This window comes from Brevundimonas sp. 374 (assembly GCF_900102995.1).
GTDB lineage: Bacteria > Pseudomonadota > Alphaproteobacteria > Caulobacterales > Caulobacteraceae > Brevundimonas > Brevundimonas vesicularis_C.
The window spans coordinates 82812-108805 of record NZ_FNKT01000002.1 but is presented as its reverse complement, the minus strand read 5'-3'; the positions used below and the strand labels follow the sequence as shown (position 1 = coordinate 108805).

Sequence of the window (25994 nt, the reverse complement as noted above, 5' to 3'; positions counted from 1 at the left end):
GCCTCAGCCGGCGGTCTTGATCGCGTTCGCGTCGTCCAGCAGGACCACGTTCGGGTTCCACTGGCGCGCCTCTTCCTGGGGCAGCTGGCCATAGGTGACCACGATCACCTTGTCGTTCTTCTGCACCAGACGGGCGGCGGCGCCGTTGACGCCGATGACCTTGGAGCCGCGCGGCGCCTCGATCGCATAGGTAGTGAAGCGCGCGCCGTTTGTGATGTTCAGCACATCGACCTGCTCATGCGGATAGATGCCGGCGGCGTCCAGCAGGTCCATGTCGATGGCGATCGATCCCTCATAATCGAGATCGGCCTGGGTCACCGTGGCGCGGTGCAGCTTGGACTTCATCAGGGTGACCAGCATCGTGCGGTCTCCAGCAAGAAAAACGCGGGGCGCAGGCCCTCGCTCACAGGCGGCTCATATAGGGATTTCCGGCCCGCGCATCAATCCGCACGCTGCGCCGCAGCAATCGGGTGCGTCTGCGAACGCCAGGTTCACCGACGGATTGCACGCACGTCATTTGACGACGGCCCGCGTCCCCCTATGCTGGCGACGCCATTTCCGGCCTGCGAGCGCGCGTTTTCCCTCCGATGAAGCAATTCTTCCTGACGGTCCTTGGTGTCTTCACCGGGCTGATCCTGTTCGTCGTCGTCATCCCCGTGGTGCTGCTGACGGTCGCCGTCGCCTCGTCGTCCAAGCCGACGACGCCGGCGACCACCGTGCTGGAGCTGGACCTGCGCGGCGGCGTCAGCGACCAGCCGTCGTCCAATCCGTTCGCGGCCTTCGGCAGTTCCGGCCTGGCCCTGACGGACGTGGTCGACGGCCTTCATCAGGCCCAGAGCGACAGCAGCGTCAAGGCTCTGCTGATCCGCCTGCCGGAAAGCGGCATGACGCCCGCCACCGCCGACGAACTGCGCCAGGCCATCCACCGCTTCCGCAACGCAGGCAAGCCGGTCATCGCCCACAGCCAGGGCTTCGCCCCGTCGGGCGCGGTGATGTCCACCTATATGGTCGGGGCGTCGGCGTCAGAGTTGTGGATGCAGAACACCGCCGGCTTCCAGGCCACGGGCTTCTCGGCCGACAGCCTGTTCCTGGGCCGCGCCTTCCAGAAGTACGGCGTCAAACCCGAGTTCGAACAGCGCTACGAATACAAGAACGCCGTCAACGAATACACCCAGAGCGACTATACCGGCCCGCACCGCGAGGCGATGACGGCCTGGATGACGTCGATCTACGACACCGCCCTGGCCAACGCGGCCAAGGACCGCAAGACGACGGCCCCGGCGCTGAAAACGGTGATCGAGGCCGGCCCCTATTCGGCCGAACAGGCGCTCAGCAACCGGCTGATCGACAAGGTGGGCCAGGTCGAAGAGGCCGAGATCGCCATCAAGACCCGCGCCGGCAAGGGCGCCGAGATCGTCGAGTTCGGCAAATACGCCAGCCAGAAGGGCGAGCGCACGGGGTCGGGCAAGAACGCCATCGCCATCGTCGGCGGGGAGGGGGCCATCGTCACCGGGCGCGGCAGCGGCGCCAGCTTCGGCGGCGGCTCGTCCATCCATTCCGACGACACGGCCGAGGCCATCTACGACGCGATCGAGGACAAGAGCGTCAAGGCGATCGTCTTCCGCGTCTCATCGCCGGGCGGTTCGCCTGAAGCGTCCGAGCAGATCCTGGCCGCCGTGCGCGCGGCGCGGGCGGCGGGCAAGCCGGTGGTGGTGTCCATGGGCGCCTATGCCGCCTCGGGCGGTTACTGGATCAGTTCCGAGGCCGACTGGATCGTGGCCCAGCCGACGACCCTGACCGGCTCGATCGGCGTGTTCGGCGGCAAGTTCGTGCTGGCCGATGCGCTGGGCCGGTTCGGCGTCGACATGCGTGAGCTGACGGTGGGCGGGGAATACGCCGACGCCTTCTCGCCGACGCAGGAGTTCACGCCCCAGCAGCGCGCGGCCTTTGCCGGTTCGATGGACCGGATATACGACGACTTCATCACCCGTGTGGCGACGGGCCGCAAACTGTCGCCGGACCGGGTGCGCGAAATCGCCAAGGGGCGCGTCTGGACCGGCGCCCAGGCCCTGCCGCTGGGCCTCGTCGACCAGCTGGGCGGCGTGACCGAGGCGGTGAACAAGGCCCGCCAACTGGCCAAGATTCCCGACAACGAGCCCGTCCGCTTCAAGCATTTCCCCAAGCAGCAGTCGCCGTTCGAGGCCCTGTCCGAAATGTTCGGCGTCCAGACCGAGGCCGCCAAGGCCCTGGTCATGCTGGGCGGCGTCATGGCCGATCCCCAGGCCCAGGCCGTGATGCGCCGGATCGACAGCGACCGGATGCGCAGCCAGGGCGCGGTGGTTCTGGCCGACCAGCCGATCTTCTGACGGGCGCGGCGCACGCGACCGTGCGTCGCGGTCCATTGACCGCAGGCCCCGATGGACCGACATTGCGTATCAGGCGTTCCCCGGATCGCCTGAAAGGATGATCCATGTTCCAGCCTGAACGTCTCGCCGCCATCGGCCATGCCGCCCGCCGCCGTCCCAACGGCCTGGTGGCGTCCGTCATGTGGGTCGCCGGAATGATCGCCGCCGTCTGCGCCATGGCGGTCGGCGCTGTCCTTGCCGTCTTCACCGCCGCGGCTGTGGCGGTCATCGCCCTGTTCGCTGGCGTTCTGGTCTTTCTGGTTGGTCTGGTCATGCGCACCCGCCGCAACATCGCGCCGCGTCGCCGCAACAGCGATCCCGACCTGATCGAGGCCCACAAGGTGGACGGCGCCTGGGTCGCCTATGGCTGGGAGCGCAACGGCCGCTGAGCCGACGCCGCCCATGACGTCCTACATCGACGCGCCTTCGCCCAACTTCGACGCGCGCCGTGCGCCGCCGGACATGCTTGTGCTGCACTACACCGGCATGCAGACCGGCGAGGCCGCTCTAGCTCGTCTGCGCGACCCCGAGGCCAAGGTCTCTGCCCATTATCTGGTCGAGGAAGACGGCCGCGTCTTCCAACTGGTGCCCGAGGAGCGCCGCGCCTGGCACGCCGGTCGCGGCGTCTGGCAGGGCGAGGACGACTGCAACGCCGCCTCCATCGGCATCGAGATCGTCAATCCGGGCCATGAGTTCGGCTACCGCGCCTTCCCCGAAGCGCAGATCGCGGCCGTCATCGCCCTGATCTCCGACATTCGCAGTCGCTGGACCATCGCAGACAACCGCATCATCGCCCATTCCGACCTGGCGCCGGATCGCAAGGAAGATCCGGGCGAGCTCTTCCCCTGGAAGCGTCTGGCCGAGGCCGGGCACGGCCTGTGGTTCGAACCGGCGGCCGACCGGGTGCAAGCCTTGGGCGGCCTGTTGCAGAAGGGCGATCAGGGCATCGGCCCTATGGTGCTCAGCGCCGGGCTGCATCGGTTGGGCTACGGCCTGAAAGCCGGCGGCGACTACGACGCCGCCGTGGAAACCGCCGTCCGCGCCTTCCAGCGTCATTGGCGCCCGGCCCGCGTCGACGGCGTCGCCGACGGCGAAACCCGCGCCCGCCTGGTCGGCCTGCTCCAGCTGGCCAGCGCCGAGAGTGTCACGGGCGTATTGAATTGACGTTCGCGCCGCTAACGCGCATCTAGCGCGCGCCAGACGGCTGGGCGGTCGCGGCGGACTTCGCGTCCGTCGAGGAAAGTCCGGGCTCCACGGTGAAAAGGCGGCGGATAACTTCCGCCCGGGGTGACCCGAGGGATAGCGCCACAGAAAGCAAACCTCCGGCCTTGCGAGGCCGGTAAGGGTGAAAGGGTGGGGTAAGAGCCCACCGCGGACCTGGCAACAGGGACGGCATGGCAAGCCCCGCCTGGAGCAAGACCAAATAGGGACATCGCGCGGGCTCGCTCGCGGGGCTCACCGCCTCAGATGTCCGGGTAGGTCGCGAGAACCGATCAGCAATGGTCGGTCCAGAGGAATGATCGTCGCCGATCCGGGCCTCGGCTTCGGAGCGGAACAAAACCCGGCTTACAGGCCGTCTGGCATTTTTCCTGGCCTACCGCGCTTCGCGCTGCTTGAGGCCGGCTTTTTTCTTGGGCCTATCGGCCTTTGGCCTTTGGCCTTTGGCCTACTAAGGCCCGTAGGGTTGGGCGTTGGCGCCCTCCCTAAGCGCGTCGCCTAATCCGAGTTCGGATTATCCCCGCATTTCAGCGTTCTGGCGGCGGCCCCGCGCTTTTGCAGGCGTTAACCTATTGTCTGGCAATGGAAGGTTAGAACGCCTCACAGCCTGTGAATACTTCGTTTGTTCCGTGTATGTTCCAGCTGTTCGAGCGTGCTTAAGTCGTCACACGTCAGAACATGGTTAAATCTTGGTCTCGATCCCATTGAGGCCCATTTCATCCCATGCTATCCCAGCTTCATGATTTGGGGCTGAGAGGCGGGCGCGGCGGGCGTTCGTCAGGGCATCTAGGGACGGGCCGAAGGGCTCGATTGGACAGGGCGTGTTTCTCTCGACCTATGAGAAGCAGCTGGACGGCAAGCGCCGTCTCCTCATCCCCAACGATTTCCGCACGACCGAAAACGGCGCCGCCGGCGGCGTCTTCATTTTCCCTTCGATCGAGGCCGACTGCCTGGAGGCGGGCGGCGACCGCCTGTTCGCCGTCTATGCCGAAATGATCGAAGCCCTGCCGTTCGGCTCCGAGGAGCGTTCGGCACTGGAGTGGCAGGTGATGGGCGAGCAGGTGCGTCTCGCCTACGACTCCGGCGGTCGGATCACCTTGCCTGAGGCGCTGTGCGCTGAGGCGGGTCTGGGCGACACCGTCGTCATCGTCGGCCTGAACGACCGTTTCCAGATCTGGTCGCGCGAGAAATGGGCGGCGCGCCGCGCCGAGCAGCGCGCTCTGGCCAAGGCCGGCATGGCCCAGATCGGCGCCCTGAAGCTGGCGGCCCAGATGAAGCTGGCGGGAGGCGGATCGTGACTGACGCTTCCCCCAATTCTCCCCACGCCCCCGTCCTGCTGGCCGAGGTGATTGAGGCCTTGGCGCCCGCGCCCGGCGATGTCGTGATCGACGCCACCTTCGGCGCCGGCGGCTATACCCGCGCCATCCTGAAAACGGGCGCCCAGGTCGTCGCCCTGGATCGCGACCCGACGGTCCAGCCGCATGCCGACGCCGTCGCTGACGACTTCCCTGGCCAGTTCCAGCTGATCCGCACGCCCTTCTCGGGTCTGGCTCAGGCGTTCGCCGACAGCGGCAAGGCGAAGCTGGACGGCGCCGTCTTCGACATCGGCGTCTCGTCGATGCAGCTGGATCAGGCCGAGCGCGGCTTCTCCTTCATGCGCGACGGTCCGCTGGACATGCGCATGTCCGATGAAGGCGCGACCGCCGCCGACATCGTCAATACCTGGGACCACGGTCCCTTGGCTCACATCTTCAAACTGTATGGCGAAGAGCGCCAGTCGGGCCGCGTCGCCACCGCCATCCTGCGTCGCCGCGCCGAACAGCCGTTCACCCGCACCCTGGATTTGGCCGAGGTGGTCGAAAAGGCTCTGGGCGGCCGTCGCGGCGCGCCCATCCACCCGGCGACGCGCGTCTTCCAGGCCCTGCGCATCGCGGTCAATGACGAACTGGGCGAACTGGAGCGCGGTCTGGAGGCGGCCGAGGCGACGCTCGCCCCCGGTGGCCGCCTCGCCGTCGTCACCTTCCATTCGCTGGAAGACCGCATCGTCAAGGCCTTCCTGACCGAGCGCACCGGCAACAGCCCCGCCGGTTCGCGTCATGCGCCGATGGCCGTCGATCCGCGCAAGCCCAGCTTCACGCTGCAGTTCAAAGGCGCGCGCGAGGCAGGCGACGAAGAGCGTTCCACCAACCCCCGCGCCCGCTCGGCCAAGCTACGCGCCGCCGTGCGCACCGACGCCCCGGCCTGGGGTCGGATCGATGGGAGAGCGGCGGCATGACCACGGCGCCCTTCTTCACCTATTCCCGCACCGCCCTTCAGCGCCTGTTCGACTGGAAGGTGCGCGGCGTGCGCTGGGTCGAGATCATCGGCGTGGCCCTGGTCGCGATCATGATCGTGTCGGTCTATGCCGCCAAGGCCGCCGCGGCGCGTGAAAGCAGCCGCATCGCCCAAATCGAACAGGACATCCGCGAGAACGGACAGCGCGTCCGCCTGCTGCGGGCCGAGGTCGCCCGACTGGAGCAGCCCGCGCGTCTGGAAAGCCTGTCTCGCCAGATCGGCATGGCTCCCGTCGCCGTCGCCCGTCAGGCCAAGGAAGGTCAGCTGACGGCCCTGAAGCCCGTCCCCGCTCAACCCGCCGCGCCCGCTCCCGCAGCCGCGCCGGCGCCCGCCGCCGTCGCCGATGACGCACCCGTCCCAACGCCTTCGCCCGAGCCGGCGCAATGAGCGTTCAGGATCATCGCTATCATCGCCCCGCGCCGGGCGCCGACTTCCAGGAACGGCTGCAAGGCCGCCTGTCGCCCTTCTGGCGCTGGCTGACCGAACTGGTCTGGCGGCTGGAGCACGGCTTCGAGCGCGCCCGCGCCGACGCCCGCCCGGAAGAGGACACGCGCGTCCGCATCTTCCTGATCCTGATCGTCTTCTCCTGCGTCTTCGGCGGCCTGGCCATCGGCGCGTCCTACAAGGCCCTGTTCGCCCCGGCCAACGGCCTGGGACGCGGCGTCAATCCGAACGCCCTGGTGCGCGGCGACCTGACGGACCGCAATGGCGAGCTGCTGGCCACCAACATCGTCCACTACGGCCTCTACATCGACCCGGCCGAGATCTGGGATCGCGACCTGGCCTATCGCCAGATCCGCCGCGCCCTGCCGCGCATCTCGGCTGAGCGTCTGAAGAAGGTGCTGGGCGGCGACCGTCGTCTGATCGCCCTGACCGGCCTGACGCCCCAGGAAAAGGCCGCCGTCCACGATCTGGCGCTGGGCGGCGTCACCTTCGAGCCCGAGGACCGTCGCGCCTATCCGTTGGGAACCTCGGCCGTCCATCTGATCGGCGACGCCGACACGGGCGGGCAGGGCGTCTCGGGCGCCGAGCTCGCCTTCAACGACGAGATCCGCGCGGCGGGTCAGCGCGGCGAGGCCTTCCCCCTGTCCATCGACCTGCGCGTGCAGGGCGTGCTGGAAAACGAACTCGCCGCCGCCGCGATCAAGAATCAGGCCAAGGGCGCCGTCGGCATCGTCACCGACGTCCAGACCGGCGAGGTGCTGGGCATGGCGTCCTGGCCGACCTTCAACTCGGCCGACCGCGGCGCGGCGCCCGACGGCGCGACGCTGAACCGCGCCGTCTCGGGCCACTACGAGATGGGCTCGGTGTTCAAGACCTTCACCGTCGCCGCCGGGCTCGACACCGGCCGGGCCGACATGAACACCCTCTTCGACGCCTCCCAGGCCTTCCAGATCGGCGATCGCAAGATCAAGGACTTCCACGCCCAGAACCGGGTGATGACGCTGGAAGAGGTCTATCTGCACTCCTCCAACATCGGCACGTCGCAACTGGCGGTGCAGATGGGCCCCAACACCATGCGCGACTATTTCCGCCGCCTGGGCCTGCTGGACGCCGCAAAGATTGAGCTGAAGGAATCGGCCAAGCCCGTCGTGCCGCGTCGCTGGGACAACTCGACCCTGGCGTCGCTGTCCTTCGGCTACGGCATCATGATCACCCCGGCCCAGATGGTTCAGGCCATGGGCGCCCTGACCAACGGCGGTCGGATGATCCCGCTGTCGCTGCGCAAGGGCGGCGCCCGCAACGTCCAGCCGCAACAGGTCGTCACCGAAGAGACCTCGCGCGCCATTCTCGACCTGCTGCGTCGCAACGTCGTCAAGGGTTCGGGCGGTTTCGCCGACGCGCCGGGCCTGCGGGTCGGCGGCAAGACGGGCTCGGCCAACAAACTGGTCGGGGGTCGCTACGACCCCAGCCACGCCCTGGGCTCCTTCGCGGCGGTCTTCCCCGTCGATGGCCCGCTGAACGGCAAACGCTACGCCATCCTGATCGTGATGGACGAGCCGGGGACCTATCCCAAGACCGGCGCCTATGTCGCTGCGCCGGCCGTGCACAATATCGCCGACCGCATCGCCGGCTTCCTGGGCGTCGAACGCCGCGACGACCGCTGGCGCACGGCCTCGGGCGAGAAGATTCCGCAATATCAGGACGTGGCGGGGGACGGGCTTTGAGCGCGCTTCACCTGTCCGACCTGCTGCGCCGCGACGTGTCCTCTGACCCCGTCATCACCGGCGTCACCGCCGACAGCCGCAAGGTCTCGCCCGGCGCCCTGTTCGTCGCCCTGCCGGGCACGGCCGCCGACGGCCGCGCCTTCATCCCCCAGGCCCTGGCGCAAGGGGCCGCTGCGGTTCTGGCGCCGACTGACACGCCGGATGGTGCGGCGCCCGTTCTGGTCACCTCGGGCGATGTGCGCCGGGCCTACGCCATCGCCGCGCGCGGCTTCTACGGCGCCCAGCCCAAGACCTGCGTCGCCGTCACCGGCACCAACGGCAAGACTTCGGTCGCCACCTTCTGCCGCCAGATCTGGGCCGGCGTCGGCCACAAGTCCGCCAGCATGGGCACGCTGGGCGTCATCGGCCAGAAGGGCGTTAAGACCTACGCCCTGACCGGCCCCGGCCTGACCAGCCCCGACGCCGCCGAGGCTGCGCGCCTGATGGCCGAACTGGCCGCCAAGGACGTGACCCACGTCGCGCTGGAGGCCTCCTCCCACGGCATCGACCAACGCCGCCTGGACGGGGTCGCCCTGAAGGCCGCCGCCTTCACCAACCTGACCCAGGACCACCTCGACTATCACGGCACCATGGCGGACTACCGCTCCGCCAAGATGCGCCTGTTCGAGACCCTGCTGCCGCGCGGCCGAACCGCCGTGCTGAACGCCGATTCCGACGCCTATTCGGTCTTCGCCTCGGCCTCGATCATGGCGGGCCTGGGCGTCATGGGCGTGGGCGAGCGCGGTCGCGACCTGACCCTGATCGGCCGTCGCGCGACGCCTGAGGGCCAGCGACTGAGCATCGACGTGCGCGGCGACATCCGCGAAATCCTGCTGCCCCTGGCCGGCGCGTTTCAGGCGTCCAACGCCCTGGTGGCGGCCGGTCTGTGCATCGCCGCCGGCGATCCCGCCGACGCCGTTATCGGCGCGCTGGAAGGCCTGACCGGGGCGCAAGGCCGCCTGCAGCGCATCGACAGCGGCCTAGAAGGCCGGGGCGAGGTCTATGTCGACTACGCCCACACGCCCGACGGGCTTGAGACGGTTCTGAACGCGCTGCGTCCCCACGCGACCGGTCGACTGATCGTCGTCTTCGGCGCCGGCGGCGACCGCGACCGTGGCAAGCGCCCCCTGATGGGCGAGATCGCCGGGCGTCTGGCCGACATCGCCATCATCACCGACGACAATCCGCGGTCCGAAGACGCCGCGGCCATCCGCGCCCAGGTCCGCGCCGGCTGCCCGGACGGGATCGAGATCGGCGACCGCCGCGCCGCCATCGAGGCCGCCGTCGAAATGATGCGTGACGGGGATGTGGTGGTCATCGCCGGAAAAGGGCATGAACAGGGTCAGATCGTCGCGGGCGTGACCCACCCCTTCGACGACGCCACTGTCGCGTCCGAGGCCCTGTCTCTCTATGCCTGAAAACTCCGCTCGTCCGCTCTGGTCGGCCGCCGAAGTCGCCGCCGCCACGGGGGGCGTGCTGCAGGGCGACGATCGCCCGATTACGGGCCTGACCTACAACAGCCGCGAGATCGTCCCCGGCGATCTGTTCCTGGCGCTGAAGGGCGAACGCGACGGGCATCAGTTCGCCAGCGGCGCCTTCGCATCGGGCGCTGCGGCCGCCCTGGTCGAACACCCGGTTGAAGGCGGCCCGTGCGTCGTCGTGCCCGACACCTTGCGCGGCCTCGAAGCCCTGGGCGTCGCCGCCCGCGAGCGCGCGCCCCATGTGAAGCGCGGCGCCGTCACCGGCAGCGTCGGCAAGACCAGCGTCACCCAGGCGATCAAGGCGGGCCTTGATCTGGCGGGTTCAGCGCATGGCTCGATCAAGAGCTACAACAACCACATCGGCGTGCCCCTGACGCTGGCCCGGATGCCGGCCGAGACCCAGCGCGCCGTGTTCGAGATCGGCATGAATGCGCCCGGCGAGATCGCGCCGCTGTCGCGCTTCGTCGCCCCCCACGCCGCCTGCGTCACCACGGTCGGTCCGGTCCATATCGAGGCCTTCGCGGACGGCGAGGCCGGGGTCGCGCGTGAAAAGGCGACTATCTTCCAGGGTCTGGTCCCGGGCGGTGCGGCGGTGGCGAACGGCGACGTCGCCTTCTCGGCCGTCCTGTGCGACGCGGCCAAGGCGGTCGGCGCGCGTCTGCTGACGTTCGGATCCGACGCCGGCCATGACGCCCGCCTGCTGGACTTCCGGCCTGACGCCGAGGGCGCGGCGGTCGCCGCCGAACTGTTCGGGCGACGCATTGACTATCGCCTGGCCCAGTCCGGCGCCCATTGGGGCCTGAACAGCCTGTGCGTTCTGCTTATGCTCGACGCCCTGGACGTGACGCTGGACACGGGTCTCGAAGCCCTCGCCGGGTTCCAGCCTCTGGCCGGACGCGGCCAGACCCGCACGGTCACGATGCCGCACGGCGCCTTCACCCTGATTGACGAGAGCTACAACGCCAATCCGCTGTCCATGGCCGCCGGGTTCAAGACCCTGGGCGCACGCTCGACCTCGGGCCGCCGCGTGGTGGTGCTGACCGACATGCTGGAGTTGGGCGAGCAGAGCCGCGACCTGCATGAAGGTCTCGCCGGCCCCATCGACGCCGCCGGTCTCGACCTTGTCCACGCCGCCGGTCCCGAAATGCGCTGGCTCTACGACGCGCTGCCGGTCTCGCGACGCGGCGTCTGGCGCGCGACGGCGGCGGAACTGGCGGCCGAGGCGGCCCGGCTGGTCGCGCCCGGCGACATCGTCATGGTCAAGGGTTCGAACGGCTCCAAGGCCTCGCTGGTGGCCCAAGCCTTGGCGAACCTGGCGCTCGCCGACCTCCAAGGCCGCGACACGCCGCCCGCGACGCGATAGAGGACCAAAATGTTCTATCTGCTCTATCTCTACTACGCCGACGTGGCGCACCAGTATCCGCTGCTGAACCTGGTTCAGTACCAGACGGTGCGCGTGGCCCTCGCCATGGCCACCGCCATGATCGTCGCCGTCGCCATGGGCAGCCGCTTCATCAACTGGATCCGCGCCAAACAGGGCCGGGGCCAGCCGATCCGCGACGACGGCCCGGTGTCCCACCTGTCCAAGGTCGGCACCCCGACCATGGGCGGTCTGATGATCCTGGCCGGCATCGGCGTGGCGGTGCTGCTCTGGGGCGACCTGACCAACCCCTACATCTGGATCGTCAGCTTCGTGACGGCGGCCTTCGGCGTGCTGGGCTTCATCGACGACTACGCCAAGGTGACCAAACAGACCTCGGCCGGCCTGACGTCGAAACAGAAGCTCCTGGCCCAGACCGTCGTCGCCGTCGTCGCCGGCGTCCTGACCGTGCTGTGGATGACCGTCTCGCCGACCTCGCCGGGGCTCGAGACCTCAATCGCCTTCCCCTTCTTCAAGGCCGTCCTGCTGAACATCGGCTGGTTCTATGTGGCGTTTGCGGCCTTCACCATCGTCGGCTTCTCCAATGCGGTGAATCTGACGGACGGTCTGGACGGACTGGCGACCGTGCCGGTGATGATGGCGGCGGGCGCGTTCGGCGTGATCAGCTACCTCGCCGGCAACTTCGTCTTCGCTCAGTATCTTCAGGTCCACCACGTGCCTGGCGCGGGCGAACTGGCCATCTTCTGCGCGGCCATGATCGGCGGCGGCGCGGGCTTCCTGTGGTACAACGCCCCCCCGGCCAAGATCTTCATGGGCGACACCGGTTCGCTGGCTCTGGGCGGCGCGCTGGGCGCCATCGCCGTCACCACCAAGCACGAACTGGTCCTGGGCATCGTCGGCGGCCTGTTTGTCATGGAGGCCGCCTCGGTCATGATCCAGGTCGGCTATTACAAGCTGACGAAGAAGCGCATCTTCCTGATGGCGCCGGTCCACCACCATTTCGAGAAGATGGGCTGGCCGGAATCCACGGTCGTCATCCGCTTCTGGATCATCGCCGGCGCCCTGGCCCTCCTGGGCCTGTCCACGCTGAAGCTGCGCTGATCCGATGGTCCCCGTTCCCGGCTTTGAAGGCAGGCGGGTCGCGGTCTTCGGCCTGGGACGGTCGGGGATTACGGCCGCGCGCGCCCTCCAGGCCGGGGGCGCGATCCCAATCCTGTGGGACGACGGCGAGGCCGGCCGGGCGCAGGCGAAAGACGAGGGCTTCACGGTCGAGGATCTGGCCGCCGCCGACTGGTCCGACTTCGCCGCCCTGGTCCTGTCGCCCGGCGCGCCGCTGACCCATCCCAGGCCGCACTGGAGCGTGGAACTGGCCCGCGCCGACGGCGTGCCCGTCCTCGGCGACATCGAACTGTTCGCCCGCGCCCTGGCCTCGTATTCGTCGTCATCCTCCGGCTTGACCGGGGGACCGCGCGTCGTCGCCATCACCGGCACCAACGGCAAGTCCACCACCACCGCCCTGATCGGTTGGGTGCTGAAGTCGGCGGGCCTGACGGTCCACGTCGGCGGCAATATCGGCGTCGGCGTTCTGGCCCTGCCCGAACCGACGCCCGACGCCGTCTATGTGATCGAGGTCTCCAGCTACCAGCTGGACCTGACCAAGACCTTCGCCCCCGATGTCGCCATCCTGACCAACATCTCGCCCGATCATCTGGATCGGCATGGCGGGATGGACGGCTATGTCGCGGCCAAGCGCCGAATATTCGCAGGGCAGGGCGCAGACGGCGTGGCTCTGGTGGGCGTGGACGACAGCTGGGGGCAGAGGATCGCATCTGAACTCTCCCAACGTGTGATCGCTATCTCGTCCAATCCTTCTCCCCCGAGGGGAGAAGGCTACGTGGCGGTGCCCGGTGCGATTCTCGAAAGCGACCAAGTCATCGCCGATCTCTCCACCGCCCGCTCGCTCCCCGGCCGCCACAACGCCCAGAACGCCGCCTTCGCCTATGCGACCGCCCGCGCGCTCGGCGTCTCGCACGACGCCGCCGTCGCCGGCCTGCTGTCCTTCCCCGGCCTGGCGCACCGTATGGAGGCGGTCGGCCGCCTCGGCTCCGTCCGCTTCATCAACGATTCCAAGGCCACCAACGCCGACGCCGCGCGCCAGGCCCTGGCCTCCTACCGTTCCGTCTTCTGGATCGCTGGCGGCGTGCCCAAGGCTGGCGGCATCGCGGACCTGGCCGACCTCTTCCCCCGCATCGCCAAGGCCTATCTGATCGGCGACGCGGCCTCGGCCTTTGCCGAAACACTTGCTGACACGCCCCACGTCATCGCCCACACCCTCGACGCCGCCGTGGCCGCCGCCGCCGCCGATGCAGCCTCGGCCGGCGGCGACCAGATCGTCCTCCTGTCCCCCGCCTGCGCCAGCTTCGATCAGTTCAAGGACTTCGAGGCGCGCGGCGAGGCCTTCCGCGCCGCCGTTCTGGCTCTGGGCGCCGTCCCGGAAACCGCGTCATGAGCGCTCCCTACACCCCCGCCTTTTCCCGCAACGATCAGAGCCATGTGGCCCAGTGGTTCTGGACCGTGGATCGCGGCCTGCTGGGCGCGGCGCTCGCGCTGATGGCCCTGGGCGTCGCGCTTAGCTTCGCCTCCAGCCCCGCCGCCATCCTGGCCGATGAATCGATCACCGACCCCTTCCACTATTCCTGGCGGATGATGGTCTTCTCGGGCGTGGGGCTCAGCATCATGCTGACAACCTCGCTGATGTCGCCGCGCGGCGTGCGGCGCATCGCGGTCCTGGCCCTGTTCGGCGCCATCGTCGTGATGATGGCTCTGCCCTTCATCGGCGACACGGTGAAGGGGGCCGCCCGCTGGGTGAACTTCGGCCCCTTCAGCCTGCAACCGTCCGAGTTCGCCAAGCCCGGCCTGATCGTCTTCGCCGCCTGGATGTTCGCCGAGGCGCAGAAGGGGCAGGGGGTGCCCGGCGTGACCATCGCGTTCGGTTTCTACGCCCTGACCGTCTCGCTGCTGCTGATCCAGCCCGACATCGGCCAGACTCTTCTGATCACCACCACCTTCATGGCCGTCTTCTTCATGGCCGGCGTGCCGTTCAAATGGATGGCGGTTCTGGCCAGCCTGGGCATGGCGGGGCTGGTGTCGCTGTATTTCGTCTTCGGACACATGCGCGACCGCCTCAGCCGCTTCTTCTCGCCCGAGACGACCGACACCCACCAGATCGACAGCGCGTCCGAGGCCATCCGCGCCGGCGGCCTGCTTGGACGCGGCATCGGTGAGGGCGTGATGAAGCGCCGCGTGCCCGACCTGCACACCGACTTCATCTATTCCGTCGGCGCCGAGGAGTTCGGCCTGATCCTCAGCCTGATCATGATCAGCCTCTACGCCTTCATCGTCATACGCGGCATGCGCCGGGCCATGAAGCTGACCGATCCGTTCGAGCAGACGGCGGCGGCGGGCCTGTTCATGCTGATCGGGCTTCAGGCCTGCATCAACGTCGCGGTGAACCTGAACTTGATCCCGACCAAGGGCATGACCCTGCCCTTCATCAGCTATGGCGGTTCCTCCATGCTGGCGATGGGCCTGACCATGGGCTTTGCCCTGGCTCTCACCCGCCGCCGCCCCGGCGCCTACGAACCCGGCGCCAGCCTGACCCTGGGCCGGCGGTTGCTTTGACGTCGTCATCCTCCGGCGCGAAGCGACCGGGGGACCCAGCGGCGCGCGCGAGCGCGAAGCTGTCGCGGACTCAGCGTGTCGAAGATGTAGTGGCGGACCCATCGCCTCCGGCGCCGCTGGGTCCCCCGATCTCGCTCCGCTCGTCAGAGGATGACGAAAGAAGATTAGCCAGCATTTTCCCGACTAGACGTCCCCGCAATATCAAACACCTAGAGTCGACCAGCGACCGTCTCCTGCCCACGCCGCAAAACCGTGCGATCCTGTCGCCGCCCCATCCCTCGCCGCACTATTCATCGCCGACATTAGACAGATTAGACGAATTAGACGGTGTTTTTGCCTGCCCACCGTCTGAACTTCAGACTATTCAGACCCTCTTTTTCGGAGCCTCGCCCATGACCAAGCTCTGCGTCGTCGCCGCCGGCGGCACCGGCGGCCATATGTTCCCGGCCGAGGCCCTGGCGCGCGAGATGGCGGCGCGCGGCTGGCGCGTGGTCCTGGCGACCGATCACCGGGGCGAACACTACGCCCACGCCTTTCCGGCCGAGGAACGGCTGGCGCTTGACGCCGCCACCGGCTCCGGCCCGCTGGGCCTAATCAAGGCGGGCGTCGCCATCTTCAAGGGCGTGGTCCAGGCGCGAACGGCCTTCGACCGGCTGGGCGCCGACATCGTCGTCGGCTTCGGCGGCTATCCGTCCGCCCCGGCCTTGGTCGCCGCCGTCACGTCCCAGCGACCGACGGTGATCCACGAACAGAACGCGGTCCTTGGCCGCACCAACCGCATCCTGGCCCCCTATGTCGGTCAGGTCGCCTCGTCCTTCCCGACACTCGAACGCGCGCCGGCCAAGGTCCAGGGCCGCTCGCACGTCGTCGGCTCGCCGGTGCGATCCGAGATCCGCGCCCTGTTCGACCGCCCCTATGTGGCCCCCGCCGCCGACGGTCCGATCCATCTGCTGGTCACCGGCGGCAGCCAGGGCGCCCGCATCCTGTCCGAGACCACGCCCCGCGCGCTGGCCGCCCTGCCGGAAGCCCTGCGCCGCCGCCTGAAGGTGCAGCAGCAGTCCCGCCCCGAGACGCTGGAGGCCGCGCGCCAGATCTATCTGGAAGCCGGGATCGAGGCCGAGGTCGCCCCCTTCTTCCGCGACATGGCTGACCGTCTGTCCAGGGCCCATCTGGTCGTCGGCCGTTCCGGCGCCTCGACCTGCGCCGAACTGGCGGTCGCGGCCCTGCCGTCCGTCCTGATCCCGCTGAAGATCGCCACCGACGACCACCAGCGCCTGAACGCCAAGGCCCTGACCGACGCGGGCGCGGCCGAGGTCATTCTGGAAGATGACCTGACCGTCGATCGCTTGGCCTCGACCCTGAACGGCGTCCTGTCCGACCCGGCGCGCCTGTCGGCCATGTCCGCCGCCGCCCGCAGCGTCGCCATCCCTGACGCCGCCCAACGCCTGGCCGACCTCGTCGAGGCGACGGCGGGACGTGCATAATGTCTCCTCCCCACGTGTGGGGAGGGGGACCGCGTAGCGGTGGAGGGGTTCTTCGCGCCGAAGGAACCCCTCCGTCACGGCGCGAAGGGTGCGCCGCGCCACCTCCCCATCGCTTCGCGACAGGGGGGAGACATCAACCCTCTCGGCCCTGACGCGTTAGGAAGCTCATGCCTCCCGAAATCATCGCCGTCACCCGCCAGATCCGCGCCCTGTGGCACCGGTTCGACTGGCTGCCCGAATGGGCGGTCATCGGCCTGGTCCTGCTGGTCTTCGTCGGCGGCGGCTGGCTGACGCACAAGATCGTCTTCGCCATCCTGCGTCGCGTCGTTCGGAACAAGGATCTCTTCTGGCGCGGCGTGGTCGAACGCGCCCGGGTCAAGCTGCGCGTCCTGATCATCATCATCGGCATCGGCATCGGCGTGACCGTCTCGCCGATGGATCCCGGCCCGTCCGAGGATATCCGCAGCGCCCTGCTGTTCCTCTTCATCCTGACCCTCGGCTGGATGGCCTCGGGCGTGCTCGACATGTGGTCGGTCATGCACCTCAAGCGGTACAATATCGCCGTCGAGGACAATCTGCTGGCCAGGAAGCACCTGACCCAGACCCGCATCCTGCAGCGGGTCGCCAAAGTCGTGCTTTTCATCGTCACCGTGGGCCTTGCCCTGATGACCATCGCCGGTTTCCGTCAGTGGGGCGTCAGCCTGCTGGCCTCGGCCGGCGTCGTCGGCATCATCGCCGGTCTGGCGCTTCAGCCGATCCTGACGAACATGGTCGCCGGCATCCAAATCGCCCTGACCCAGCCCATCCGCCTGGACGACGCCGTCATCGTCGAGAACGAGTGGGGCAATGTCGAGGAGATCACCTCGACCTATGTGGTGGTCAAGCTGTGGGACTGGCGCCGGATGGTGCTGCCCCTGTCCTACTTCATCACCAAGCCTTTCCAGAACTGGACGCGCGAGAACGCCCGTCTGATCGGCGTCGCTTTCTTCTACGTCGACTACGAAGCGCCCATCGACCGGCTGCGCACCGCCTTCGAGGGCATCGTCAAGGCGTCCAAACACTGGGACGGCGACGTGCAGGTGATGCAGGTCACCGACATCACCGAACGCGTGCTTCAGGTGCGCTGCCTGGCCAGCGCCCGCTCGGCCCCGGTCGCCTTCGACCTGCGCTGCGAGATCCGCGAGAAGCTGATGGCCTTCATGCGCGACGAGTGCCGCGAGGCCCTGCCGCGCGACCGCATCGAATGGCCGCAAGGGTCGGACAAGCCCGCCGAGGGGGCGGTCAGTCCGCCAGCGCCCTTTGTCCCTGGCTGATGGCCTGCTCCAGTGTCAGCGCCTGGGCCGGCCGTTCGGCCCCGCAGGCGATGGCCAGCAGCTCGGCTGCATCCCCGCCCGGCGCGGCGTCATAGGCGGGGGCGGCGTCCGGGGTCACCGGCCCTTCCGTCCCGTCCGCCTTCAAAGAGGAGAAGTCCAACCGATCCGCCGTCCTCGCCCGACAGTCGAACGCCCACCGCGACCAGCCCCCGACATAGATCACGTCTCCGACCTTGAACCCGGCCTCGGTCACCTGCAGCTCCCGCATCCGCGCCACGTCGCCGTCGCGTTCGATCGAGGCCGCGTCGGCATAGATGGCGAACCGTCCCACGCCGGTCGGGACCAGCTGAGGATCGGCGAGCGCGAGCAGCAGGGCGATCATCCGACCAGGGTCTCCGCCTGTTTCAGGTCCACGCTGACTAGCTGGCTCATGCCGCGTTCGGGCATGGTGACGCCGTACAGCCGGTCCATCCGGCTCATGGTGACGGGGTTGTGGGTGATGACGATGAAGCGGGTGTCGGTGCGGCTGCGCATCTCGTGCAGCATCCGGCAGAAGCGGTCGACGTTGGCGTCGTCCAGCGGCGCGTCCACCTCGTCCAGCACGCAGACCGGCGCGGGGTTGGCCAGGAAGACGCCGAAGATCAGGGCCGCCGCCGTCAGCGCCTGCTCGCCGCCGCTCATCAGGCTCATGACCGACAACCGTTTGCCGGGCGGGCAGGCATAGATCTCCAGCCCCGCCTCCAGCGGGTCGTCGCTCTCGACCAGTTTCAGCTCGGCTTGGCCCCCGCCGAACAGGGCTTCGAACAGAGCCTTGAAGTTGGCGTTGATCACGTCGAACGCCGCCACCAGCCGCTCACGGCCCTCGGCGTTCAGCTCGTCGATGCCGTCGCGCAGCTTGGCGATCGCCTGGGTCAGGTCGATACGTTCCGACTTCATGCTGTTCAGCCGCTCGCCGTATTCGACCGCCTCGTCCTCGGCGCGCAGGTTGACGGCGCCCAGAGCTTCGCGTTCGCGCTCCAGCCCATAGAGCAGGCTCTCGGCGCCGGCGGCGTCTGGCGGGCGGGCGATGGCGTCGTCCGTCAGCTTTTGACCCAGCTCCTGCGGCGACATCTGCGCCGTCTCGCGCAGGGTGGTCTCGGCCTCGGCCAGCTTCTCGGCGGCGGCCTCGGCGCGAGCGGACAGGCCGGCGCGGGCCTCGCGGGCCTGCGACGCGGCGGTCTCGGCGGCGCGCGATGCGCGGTCGGCCTCGGTCGCCTCGGTCTCGGCGACGGCCATGGCGTCCGACGCCGCCTGTTTCCTCTGTTCGGCGGCGACCAGCGTGTCCAGCAGCTTGCCACGCTGTTCGGCGAACCCCTGGGGCGCGACCTCGGCCTGTTTCAACAGGGCGGCCGTCCGGCCGGCGTCCTTGGCCAAGGCGGCGACGCGGCCGGCGCTGTCCCTGGACCGCGTGACCCAGCCTTCGCGCGCGCGGGTCAGGCTGCCCAGCCGCTGCTCGCGGCCCTGACGATCGCGGGCCTCGGCGTCGCGGTCCGAGCGGGCGGTCTGGGCGGTGGTGCGGGCGGCGTCAGCCGTGGCGCGGGCGGCGGTCAGCTCGTCACGCAAGCCGGCGATCGTCTCCGACGGGGCGTCGGTGGTCTGGGCGGCGTCCAGAGCGGCTTGCGCCTCGGCTGCGTCGGCCGCCAGCCGGGTCACGGTGTCGTCCAGCGCCTGGGCGCGGGCCTCGCGGCGGGCCTGCTCGCGGGCCAGGGTTTCCACGCGGTCGCGGGCGGTGGTCACGGCCTTGTCGGCGGCGAAGGGCTTCAGGCGTGCGGCCTTGACCGCCTCTTCCGCGGCGCGAAAGGCTTCCGTCGCCGATTTCTGGGCCGCCTGCGCCTGATCCAGCGCTGGTCTGCCCTTGTCGATCTCGGCTTCAAGCTCGGCCAGGCGCGTGCGCTGTGCCAGCCGCACGGCGGCCGGACGCGGCGCCTCGGCGCGGCTGACGAACCCGTCCCAGCGATAAAGGTCGCCCTCGACCGTCACGAGGCGCGCGCCGGGAGGCAGAAGTCCCGCCAGCCGGGCCGCGTCGGCCTTGGGCGCGACACCGCAAAGAGCGAGGCGCGCGGTCAGCTGTTCCGGCGCCTGAACATGGTCGGACAGGGGCGTGATCCCGGCGGGCCAGGACGGGGAGGGCGCGTTTGCCCCGGCCCAATAGGCGGCGGCGCGGGCGTCGAGCGCCGCGTCCAGATCGTCGCCCAAGGCGGCGGCCAGGGCGGCCTCGAACCCCTTGTCGGCCCGCACCTTGTCCAGGGCGGGGGGATGGTCGCGCTTGCCGGTGACCAGCAGTTGGGCCAGGCCGCGCGCCTCGGTCTGAAGCCGGCCCAGCCGGTCCTCTGCCGTGCGGGCTGCGGTGCGGGCCTCCTGTTCGGCGCGGGCCAGGTCGCCGCGCAGCGCCTCGGCGGCCTCGACGGCGTCGCGCGCAGCGCTAAGGTCGGCCTGCGCCGTTTCCAGCGCCTGGCGGGCAGTTTCCAGCTCGGGCGTTTCCAGCGGCCCCAGAGCTTCGCGTTCGCGTCGGGCCTGATCGTGCTGGGCGGTGACGCGGGCCAGTCGGGCCTCGGCGTCGCGCTTGCGGGCCGTCTCGGCGTTGGCGCGGGCCTCGACGGCGGCCAGCATGCCCGCCAGCCGTTCGACCTCGCCGTCGGCGGCCTTGCGGGCGTCCTCGGCGGCGGTCAGAGCCTTGTCCAGTTCGGGGCCGCGTTCGGGAGCGGCGGCGATCTCGGCCTTCAGCCGGCTCAGTTCGTTGTCGAGCCGATCCAGTTCGCGCTGGGCGTCGGCGGCCATGCCGTCTTCGCGAGCAGCGTCGGCGGCGATGCGGACGGCCTCGGCCTTGAGGCGATCCACTTCCGCGCGGGCCGCCTGTTCAGCCATGTCTAGTCGATCGCGCTCCAGGCTGGCGCGGTGCAGCAGCGCGGAGGCGACGGCGTCCTCCTCCCGCGCGGGCTTCAGAGCGTCCTGAGCGGACAGGGCGGCCGTCTGGGCGGCGGCGGCGGCGGTCGTGGTGTCCGCCACCGTCCGGTCGGCGTCGCGCAGTTCGGCGGCGGCGGCCTCTGCGGCCAGGCGCGCGTCGTTCCAACGCACATACAGCAGGGCGGCCTGCAGGGCGCGGATCTCCGCTGAGATCTTCTTGTATTTCTCGGCTTGGCGGGCTTCGCGCTTCAGCCGGTTCAGCGCCGTCTCCAGCTCGCGGCCGATGTCGTCCAGCCGGTCCAGGTTGGTCTCGGCGGCTTTGAGGCGCAGCTCGGCCTCGTGCCGACGGGTATGCAGACCGGCGACACCGCCCGCTTCTTCCAGAATGCGCCGGCGGTTCTGCGGCTTGGCGGCGATCAGCTCGCTGATCTGTCCCTGACGCACCAGGGCGGGGGAGTTGGCGCCGGTCGAGGCGTCGGCGAACAGCAGCTGCACATCGCGGGCGCGCACCTCCTTGCCGTTGATGCGGTAGGTCGAACCCTGGCCCCGGTCGATCCGACGCGACACCTCCAGCACGGGGCTGTCGGTGAAGGGCTGGGGCGCGCGGCGCTGCGCGTTGTCGATGGTCAGGCTGACTTCGGCGTGGCTGCGCGGAGGACGCCCGGCGGCCCCGGCGAAGATGACGTCGTCCATGCCCTGACCGCGCATGGCCTTGGCCGAGTTGGCCCCCATGACCCAGCGCAGGCTTTCAAGGACGTTGGACTTGCCGCAGCCGTTGGGGCCGACGACGCCGGTCAGGCCGGACTCGATGTGCACCTCCGCCGGATCGACGAACGACTTGAAGCCGACGAGCCGGAGGCGCTGGAACTGCATCGTCCCGACGAACTACCGAATCAGCGGATCGATGGCGGCCGACAGGGCCTCCAGCGAATGCTCCATCACCATCGTCCCGTTGACGAAGAAGGTGGGCGTGCCGGTGACGCCGGCGGCGCGCGCGCCTTCGATCTGGGCGTCGAGGGCCGCGCGGATGGTCGGGCCGTTCAGGCAGGCCTCGATCTGCTCGCGAGTCTTGCCGCTGGCGGCGATGCCGGCGGCGAACCAGGGCTGGGCGCCGGTGGTCTGCAGGTTGGCCTGATCGCGCATGAAGACGGCCGCCACGTCGAAATAGCGTTCGGGTGCGGCGCACATGGCGACCGCAGCCGCGGCGGCGGCGACATTGGCGGGCGCGGTCGGCAGGTTGCGGTGAACCAGCCGGACCTTGCCGGTGTCGATGTATTTGGCCTTGAAGGCCGGCAGCACGGTGTTGTGGAAGTCCGCACAGTGCGAGCAGGTGAAGGACGCGTATTCAATCACCGTGACCGGCGCATTCGCCCGACCCAGGATATGATCCTGGGCCGTGACGGGCGGGGGCGCATCGGCGGCGAGCGCCGGCGTCGCCAAACCGCCGGTCAGGGCGGCGAAGGCGAAACCGGCGGCGATGAAGGCGCGTCGCATCATCTGATTTGGCCTCGGTTACTTGGCCAGGGCCGCGTCGATGGCTGTGGACAGGTCGGCCAGGCTGGCGCCTTCGCCGCCGGGGGAGATGACCTGGGTTTCGTTGACGTAGAAGGCCGGGGTGCCGGTCACGCCTTGGGCGCGGGCGGCCTGAACGCGCTTCTCCATGGCGGCGACGGCGTCCTTGTCGGTGACGCAATCGTTGAACTGCTGCTCGGACAGGCCAGCGGCCTGGGCGGTGCGCAGCAGCCAGTCGCGCGGCGAGGATGTCAGCATCTCCTGCTGCGTCGCCATCAGCTGGTGAACCACGTCGAAATACTTGTCCGGGCCGGCGCAGCGCGCGACCAGGAAGCCGGCGGTGGCGGCGTCGACCGGCGGGGTCGGCAGTTCGCGGAAGACGTAGCGGACCTTGTTGGTGTCGACGTATTTGGCCTTGAACGCCGGCCAGGTGTTCTTCTGCCACAGGGCGCAGTGGGGGCAGGTGACCGAGGCGTATTCGACCACCGTGACCTTGGCGCCTTCGGGCGCGCCCAGACCCATGTCGCCCTCGGCCGCACCTTTGGCGCCGCCGCCGCAGGCCGCCAGAGCCATGGTCGCCAGTGCGGCGCCGGTGATGGCCGCACGACGGCTCATGCGGGCGAAGCGGGATTCAGTGTCGGCCATGAAGGTTCCTCGGATCGGATCGTTGGCGATGATCACGCGATTCCCCGGGAATGGCGCAACCCTGAACTAGTCTGGAACAGGTGCGGCGAAGTTTTGTCAACAGCGCCTTATCCGCGCGCCCAGGCCCGATCGATCGCCGGTGCGGGGATGAAACTTTGCGGCCTGTCCTGGCGGGGCGGCGGATCGCTTATGCCCTGCTGAATGAAGCGCATCGCCGACAGCAGGCCGGACCGTGAGAAGGGCTTTGGGATCACGCCGTGCGCGCCCAGAAAGTCCTCGGGGATCATCTTGGGGTTTGCCGTCAGAAAGACGACGGCTGTGGACGGCCAGCGATCCTTGATCAGGCGACACACGTCCAGACCGCTGGAGTTGTCCGCCAGCTGGATGTCGACAAAGGCGATGTCGGGCGGCGCGTCGAGCGACAGCGACTCGACCTCACTCAGGGACATGGCTTCTCCGACCAGCCGGTGGCCTTCGTCCTCAAGCATCGCCTCGAGGTCCATCACAAGCAGGGCCTCGTCCTCGACGACCAGGATGTCGAAGTGAGGCCCGGCGCCGCGCACCTAGCCGCTCACGGGGAAGTCGACGACCGCGCGCGTTCCGGGGTCGGCTGGCAGCCACAGCGTCTTGCCGCCGATCTGCTTTGAAAGACGACCGATCAAAGTCTTGCCCAATCCCTGATGCGCAGCGCCGGGAATGCCGGGGCCGTCGTCCTGAACAACGACCCGGCCGCCTTGTTCCGTTCTTTTGGCCGAGACGATCAATCGGCCGCCGCGATCCTCGGGGAAGCCGTGCTTGATCGCATTGGTCAGCAGTTCGTTGATGATCAGCCCGATCGACGAGGCATGGGTCGAGGGAATGAACATGGGCTCCACATCGACGGACACCTCGATATCGGTGCGTCCTGTCGAGCCAATCACATCGGCGACCAGGGTGTTGGTAAAGGCGCCGACGTCGAACTGGGTGACGTCTTCGGACTGATAGAGTTTGCGGTGAACGGTCGCTAAGGCGTCCACCCGCTCCAGCATGGAGTCGAGGGTGGCGGTCAGGGCCGGATCGGACAGCGAGCGCGATTGCAGCCGCAGCAACGAGCCGATCATGGTCAGGTTGTTCTTGACCCTGTGATCGACCTCGTGAAGCAGCAGGGTCTTGGCGGCGAGCGCCTCTTGCAGATCGGCGGTGCGGGCGGCGACTTCGCGTTCGACCAAAGCCTTTTGCTTTTCGACGTAGACCTGAGCCTCAATCCGCTCGGTCACATTCAGCTGCGAGGCGAAGAAATACTCGATCTCCCCCCGGGCGTTGCGCACCGGGCTGATGAACAGGGCGTTCCAGAAGGTGCTGCCGTCCTTGCGATAGTTCAGCAGATCGATGTGGATGTCGGCGCCGGCCTCAAGCGCTTCGCGGATCTTGGCGACGGCGGCCTTGTCGGATTTCGGCCCCTGAAGGAACCGACAGTTCTGGCCGATGATCTCGTCGCGCTCGTAGCCGGTCAGATCCTGGAAGGCCTTGTTGGCGAAGACGATCGGATTGTCGTCGCGACGCGGGTCGGTGATGACCATCGGCATGCGCGTGCCGCGTATGGCGGCGGCGAACGGATCTCCACGCCCGATTTCGTGTTCGACGACATCGGTAAGTCGCCAGTCGTCTTGCTGCTTCATCGGGACTCGGAATACAGGCGCGCGACCGGAAGCGCCGTGCGGATATTTGTCGCTTTACAACCTCTTCCTACAGCACCGGGGGGCGACTGCCAACCAAGGCGCGGCGCTCAGTCGGACTTGATGTCGGAGCGCGACAGGGCGACGCGGCCCAGCCGGGCCAGGGCGGCGCGCAGATCGTCGGGGGCTGAAGCGATCGATGCGGCCAGATCGGCCTCGGCCTCGGCGGGCAGGGGCGGCGGCGTGGCGCTGCGTTTGGGACGGGCGGCGGCTTCCTTCAAAGGGGCGACCGGACCCTGGGCGATGCGCAGTCTATCCACGGTCCCGGCGCCCAGGAACAGGTTGACGCGGGCCAGGATGTCCTCGGACTGGTGCTGGATCAGCAGGGCGGCGGCGCCGGCGACGCGCAACTCCAACACGCCGGGCTGACCGCCCTTGCCCTTGGTCAGTTTCTGAGGTCGGGTCACGCGCGCCAGGCGATCGCCGACGATCTCACGCCAACGGGGTTCCAACGCGCCTGCGCCGCGTCCGAACTGCTCGTCCAGCTTCTTGATCAGGGGCGTCAGCGCCTTGCCTGCGCGCGGCGCCGGTCGGGGGACCGGACGGGTGCGGCGACGAGACAGGATCTCGCGGACCTCGGCGTCTGTGGGCAGCGTGCGGCGCATGGGTCTATATAGCCCGACCGATGCCTGACGTCTCTCCCGACATAGACCTGATCCGCTCACGGCTGCTGGCCTGGTACGACGCGCATGCGCGCAGCCTGCCATGGCGTGCCGCCGTCGGCGCGCCGCGGACCGAGCCGTACCGCGTCTGGCTGTCAGAGGTCATGCTGCAGCAGACGACCGTGCCGCATGCGACGCCGTATTTCCACGCCTTCACGACGCGCTGGCCGACGGTCTCGGACTTGGCGGCGGCCGAGGATGCGGAGGTGATGGGGGCCTGGGCCGGGTTGGGCTACTATGCGCGTGCCCGCAATCTGCTGGCCTGTGCGCGGGCGGTGGCGGGCGAGCATGGCGGTGTGTTTCCGGACACCGAGGCGGCGCTGCTCGCCCTGCCGGGCGTGGGCGCCTATACCGCCGCAGCCGTCGCCTCCATCGCCTTCGACCGGGCGGCTAATGTCGTGGACGGCAATGTCGAGCGGGTCATGGCGCGTCTGTTCGCGGTCGAAACGCCGGTCCCCGCCGCCCGGCCCGAGCTGAGGCGGCTGGCGGGCCTGTTCGTCACGGACGAGCGGCCGGGCGATTGGGCGCAGGCGCTGATGGATCTTGGCGCGACGGTTTGCCGGCCCAAGTCACCGTCGTGCGGGACCTGTCCCGTGGCCAGCGAATGCCTGGGTCTGGCCACGGGCGACCCGGCCCGGTTTCCGATGAAGACGAAGAAGGCGGACCGACCGCATCGGCGGGGCGCGGCCTATGTTCTGATCGACGAACTGGGGCGGGTCGCAGTCGAGACGCGACCCGAAAAAGGGCTGCTGGGCGGAATGCTGGGCCTGCCGACCAGCGACTGGACGACGGGCGAGCCTGCTGCCGCAGCGCCTATCGCGGCCGACTGGCGCGAGGCGGGGGCGGTGGAGCACGTCTTCACCCACTTCAGCCTGACGCTGACGGTGATGACCGCGCGCGGCCAGGCGGACGGCCCCTATCGCTGGATGTCGCTCGAGGCGGCGCGCGCGGCCCTGCCGACGGTCTTCGCCAAGGCGCTGGATCGGGCGAGCGGGCCTGATCTGTTCGGCTGA

The 25994-nt window shown here is 68.9% G+C and carries 24 protein-coding genes and 1 other RNA gene; 16 read left to right on the top strand and 9 right to left on the bottom strand.

All coding sequences use genetic code 11. The features are described 5' to 3' along the window. Positions 1–3 precede the first annotated feature (3 nt). Positions 4–360 carry an aspartate 1-decarboxylase gene (gene panD, locus BLR19_RS07915; RefSeq protein ID WP_039246844.1) on the bottom strand — a complete coding sequence of 119 codons (357 nt, stop codon included), beginning with the start codon at positions 358–360 and terminating at the stop codon, positions 4–6. 227 nt (positions 361–587) lie between these two features. Here panD and sppA point away from each other — a divergent pair, with 227 nt between their 5' ends. From sppA to rnpB, 4 genes are all read left to right on the top strand, one after another. Further along, the gene (gene sppA / locus BLR19_RS07910; RefSeq protein ID WP_091749423.1) at positions 588–2366 is read left to right on the top strand and encodes a signal peptide peptidase SppA; all 1779 of its coding nucleotides are present in this window, start codon (positions 588–590) and stop codon (positions 2364–2366) included. 104 nt (positions 2367–2470) lie between these two features. After that, positions 2471–2794, top strand: a complete 324-nt coding sequence (locus BLR19_RS07905) for a hypothetical protein (RefSeq protein WP_017504540.1) — start codon at positions 2471–2473, stop codon at positions 2792–2794. A 13-nt stretch (positions 2795–2807) separates the two neighbouring features. Continuing rightward, positions 2808–3569, top strand: coding sequence for an N-acetylmuramoyl-L-alanine amidase (locus BLR19_RS07900; protein WP_091750380.1), 762 nt, complete (start codon positions 2808–2810; stop codon positions 3567–3569). 32 nt (positions 3570–3601) lie between these two features. Further along, positions 3602–3990: RNase P RNA component class A (gene rnpB, locus BLR19_RS07895), an RNA gene on the top strand. Positions 3991–4605: 615 nt separating this feature from the next. Here the strand turns inward: rnpB and BLR19_RS15070 are convergent. Then, positions 4606–4674 (bottom strand): hypothetical protein, encoded by a 69-nt coding sequence (locus tag BLR19_RS15070; RefSeq protein ID WP_350224835.1) that lies wholly within the window; start codon positions 4672–4674, stop codon positions 4606–4608. Between BLR19_RS15070 and BLR19_RS15065 the strand changes: the two genes are divergently transcribed. The 11 genes from BLR19_RS15065 (at position 4673) to BLR19_RS07840 (ending at position 17504) form a co-directional block, all read left to right on the top strand. After that, the gene (locus tag BLR19_RS15065) at positions 4673–4921 is read left to right on the top strand and encodes an MraZ C-terminal domain-containing protein (protein ID WP_350224834.1); all 249 of its coding nucleotides are present in this window, start codon (positions 4673–4675) and stop codon (positions 4919–4921) included. The genes BLR19_RS15070 and BLR19_RS15065 overlap by 2 nt on opposite strands. Beyond that, complete coding sequence (gene rsmH / locus BLR19_RS07885; RefSeq protein WP_091749420.1) at positions 4918–5898, top strand: 16S rRNA (cytosine(1402)-N(4))-methyltransferase RsmH; 981 nt, start codon at positions 4918–4920, stop codon at positions 5896–5898. The genes BLR19_RS15065 and rsmH overlap by 4 nt, the downstream gene beginning before the upstream one ends. Further along, positions 5895–6344, top strand: coding sequence for a cell division protein FtsL (locus BLR19_RS07880; RefSeq protein ID WP_091749418.1), 450 nt, complete (start codon positions 5895–5897; stop codon positions 6342–6344). Before rsmH ends, BLR19_RS07880 begins: the two co-directional genes overlap by 4 nt. Then, entirely contained in the window at positions 6341–8125 is a 1785-nt protein-coding gene (locus BLR19_RS07875; RefSeq protein ID WP_017504535.1) for a peptidoglycan D,D-transpeptidase FtsI family protein, read from the top strand. The genes BLR19_RS07880 and BLR19_RS07875 overlap by 4 nt, the downstream gene beginning before the upstream one ends. After that, a complete protein-coding gene (locus BLR19_RS07870) occupies positions 8122–9582 on the top strand; it encodes a UDP-N-acetylmuramoyl-L-alanyl-D-glutamate--2,6-diaminopimelate ligase (RefSeq protein ID WP_091749415.1) in 1461 nt (486 codons plus the stop codon). The genes BLR19_RS07875 and BLR19_RS07870 overlap by 4 nt, the downstream gene beginning before the upstream one ends. Beyond that, positions 9575–11008, top strand: a complete 1434-nt coding sequence (gene murF / locus BLR19_RS07865) for a UDP-N-acetylmuramoyl-tripeptide--D-alanyl-D-alanine ligase (RefSeq protein WP_091749412.1) — start codon at positions 9575–9577, stop codon at positions 11006–11008. The genes BLR19_RS07870 and murF overlap by 8 nt, the downstream gene beginning before the upstream one ends. A gap of 9 nt (positions 11009–11017) precedes the next feature. Next, positions 11018–12127, top strand: a complete 1110-nt coding sequence (mraY, locus tag BLR19_RS07860; RefSeq protein WP_017504532.1) for a phospho-N-acetylmuramoyl-pentapeptide-transferase — start codon at positions 11018–11020, stop codon at positions 12125–12127. 4 nt (positions 12128–12131) lie between these two features. Beyond that, positions 12132–13535 carry a UDP-N-acetylmuramoyl-L-alanine--D-glutamate ligase gene (gene murD / locus BLR19_RS07855; RefSeq protein WP_091749409.1) on the top strand — a complete coding sequence of 468 codons (1404 nt, stop codon included), beginning with the start codon at positions 12132–12134 and terminating at the stop codon, positions 13533–13535. Continuing rightward, complete coding sequence (locus BLR19_RS07850) at positions 13532–14707, top strand: peptidoglycan glycosyltransferase FtsW (protein WP_039246861.1); 1176 nt, start codon at positions 13532–13534, stop codon at positions 14705–14707. The genes murD and BLR19_RS07850 overlap by 4 nt, the downstream gene beginning before the upstream one ends. Before the next feature lie 392 nt (positions 14708–15099). Next, entirely contained in the window at positions 15100–16191 is a 1092-nt protein-coding gene (gene murG, locus BLR19_RS07845) for an undecaprenyldiphospho-muramoylpentapeptide beta-N-acetylglucosaminyltransferase (RefSeq protein ID WP_091749406.1), read from the top strand. Between the two features lie 167 nt (positions 16192–16358). Beyond that, positions 16359–17504: a mechanosensitive ion channel family protein gene (locus BLR19_RS07840; protein ID WP_091749403.1), complete on the top strand. Its 1146-nt coding sequence runs from the start codon at positions 16359–16361 to the stop codon at positions 17502–17504. Here the strand turns inward: BLR19_RS07840 and BLR19_RS07835 are convergent. From BLR19_RS07835 to BLR19_RS07805, 7 genes are all read right to left on the bottom strand, one after another. Beyond that, on the bottom strand, positions 17473–17886 hold the full coding sequence (locus tag BLR19_RS07835; protein WP_091749400.1) for a surface-adhesin E family protein: 414 nt from the start codon (positions 17884–17886) through the stop codon (positions 17473–17475). The genes BLR19_RS07840 and BLR19_RS07835 overlap by 32 nt on opposite strands. Next, the gene (smc, locus tag BLR19_RS07830) at positions 17883–21320 is read right to left on the bottom strand and encodes a chromosome segregation protein SMC (protein ID WP_091749397.1); all 3438 of its coding nucleotides are present in this window, start codon (positions 21318–21320) and stop codon (positions 17883–17885) included. The genes BLR19_RS07835 and smc overlap by 4 nt, the downstream gene beginning before the upstream one ends. 12 nt (positions 21321–21332) lie before the next feature. Continuing rightward, positions 21333–21944, bottom strand: coding sequence for a thioredoxin domain-containing protein (locus BLR19_RS07825; RefSeq protein ID WP_091749392.1), 612 nt, complete (start codon positions 21942–21944; stop codon positions 21333–21335). Between the two features lie 15 nt (positions 21945–21959). Then, complete coding sequence (locus BLR19_RS07820; protein ID WP_039246870.1) at positions 21960–22604, bottom strand: DsbA family protein; 645 nt, start codon at positions 22602–22604, stop codon at positions 21960–21962. 107 nt (positions 22605–22711) lie between these two features. Continuing rightward, complete coding sequence (locus tag BLR19_RS07815) at positions 22712–23167, bottom strand: response regulator (RefSeq protein WP_084375344.1); 456 nt, start codon at positions 23165–23167, stop codon at positions 22712–22714. Next, positions 23168–24262, bottom strand: coding sequence for a PAS domain-containing protein (locus tag BLR19_RS07810; RefSeq protein WP_091749389.1), 1095 nt, complete (start codon positions 24260–24262; stop codon positions 23168–23170). Positions 24263–24369: 107 nt separating this feature from the next. Further along, on the bottom strand, positions 24370–24924 hold the full coding sequence (locus tag BLR19_RS07805) for a DUF721 domain-containing protein (RefSeq protein WP_091749386.1): 555 nt from the start codon (positions 24922–24924) through the stop codon (positions 24370–24372). 20 nt (positions 24925–24944) lie between these two features. Between BLR19_RS07805 and mutY the strand changes: the two genes are divergently transcribed. Next, the gene (mutY, locus tag BLR19_RS07800) at positions 24945–25994 is read left to right on the top strand and encodes an A/G-specific adenine glycosylase (RefSeq protein WP_091749383.1); all 1050 of its coding nucleotides are present in this window, start codon (positions 24945–24947) and stop codon (positions 25992–25994) included.

Bases quoted from the DNA above. Each gene is read 5' to 3' on its own strand.
- panD (WP_039246844.1), bottom strand. From the start codon at position 360: ATGCTGGTCACCCTGATGAAGTCCAAGCTGCACCGCGCCACGGTGACC.
- sppA (WP_091749423.1), top strand. From the start codon at position 588: ATGAAGCAATTCTTCCTGACGGTCCTTGGTGTCTTCACCGGGCTGATC.
- BLR19_RS07905 (WP_017504540.1), top strand. From the start codon at position 2,471: ATGTTCCAGCCTGAACGTCTCGCCGCCATCGGCCATGCCGCCCGCCGC.
- BLR19_RS07900 (WP_091750380.1), top strand. From the start codon at position 2,808: ATGACGTCCTACATCGACGCGCCTTCGCCCAACTTCGACGCGCGCCGT.
- BLR19_RS15065 (WP_350224834.1), top strand. From the start codon at position 4,673: ATGGGCGAGCAGGTGCGTCTCGCCTACGACTCCGGCGGTCGGATCACC.
- BLR19_RS07880 (WP_091749418.1), top strand. From the start codon at position 5,895: ATGACCACGGCGCCCTTCTTCACCTATTCCCGCACCGCCCTTCAGCGC.
- BLR19_RS07875 (WP_017504535.1), top strand. From the start codon at position 6,341: ATGAGCGTTCAGGATCATCGCTATCATCGCCCCGCGCCGGGCGCCGAC.
- murF (WP_091749412.1), top strand. From the start codon at position 9,575: ATGCCTGAAAACTCCGCTCGTCCGCTCTGGTCGGCCGCCGAAGTCGCC.
- mraY (WP_017504532.1), top strand. From the start codon at position 11,018: ATGTTCTATCTGCTCTATCTCTACTACGCCGACGTGGCGCACCAGTAT.
- murD (WP_091749409.1), top strand. From the start codon at position 12,132: ATGGTCCCCGTTCCCGGCTTTGAAGGCAGGCGGGTCGCGGTCTTCGGC.
- BLR19_RS07850 (WP_039246861.1), top strand. From the start codon at position 13,532: ATGAGCGCTCCCTACACCCCCGCCTTTTCCCGCAACGATCAGAGCCAT.
- murG (WP_091749406.1), top strand. From the start codon at position 15,100: ATGACCAAGCTCTGCGTCGTCGCCGCCGGCGGCACCGGCGGCCATATG.
- BLR19_RS07840 (WP_091749403.1), top strand. From the start codon at position 16,359: ATGCCTCCCGAAATCATCGCCGTCACCCGCCAGATCCGCGCCCTGTGG.
- BLR19_RS07835 (WP_091749400.1), bottom strand. From the start codon at position 17,886: ATGATCGCCCTGCTGCTCGCGCTCGCCGATCCTCAGCTGGTCCCGACC.
- smc (WP_091749397.1), bottom strand. From the start codon at position 21,320: ATGCAGTTCCAGCGCCTCCGGCTCGTCGGCTTCAAGTCGTTCGTCGAT.
- BLR19_RS07825 (WP_091749392.1), bottom strand. From the start codon at position 21,944: ATGATGCGACGCGCCTTCATCGCCGCCGGTTTCGCCTTCGCCGCCCTG.
- BLR19_RS07820 (WP_039246870.1), bottom strand. From the start codon at position 22,604: ATGGCCGACACTGAATCCCGCTTCGCCCGCATGAGCCGTCGTGCGGCC.
- BLR19_RS07810 (WP_091749389.1), bottom strand. From the start codon at position 24,262: ATGAAGCAGCAAGACGACTGGCGACTTACCGATGTCGTCGAACACGAA.
- BLR19_RS07805 (WP_091749386.1), bottom strand. From the start codon at position 24,924: ATGCGCCGCACGCTGCCCACAGACGCCGAGGTCCGCGAGATCCTGTCT.
- mutY (WP_091749383.1), top strand. From the start codon at position 24,945: ATGCCTGACGTCTCTCCCGACATAGACCTGATCCGCTCACGGCTGCTG.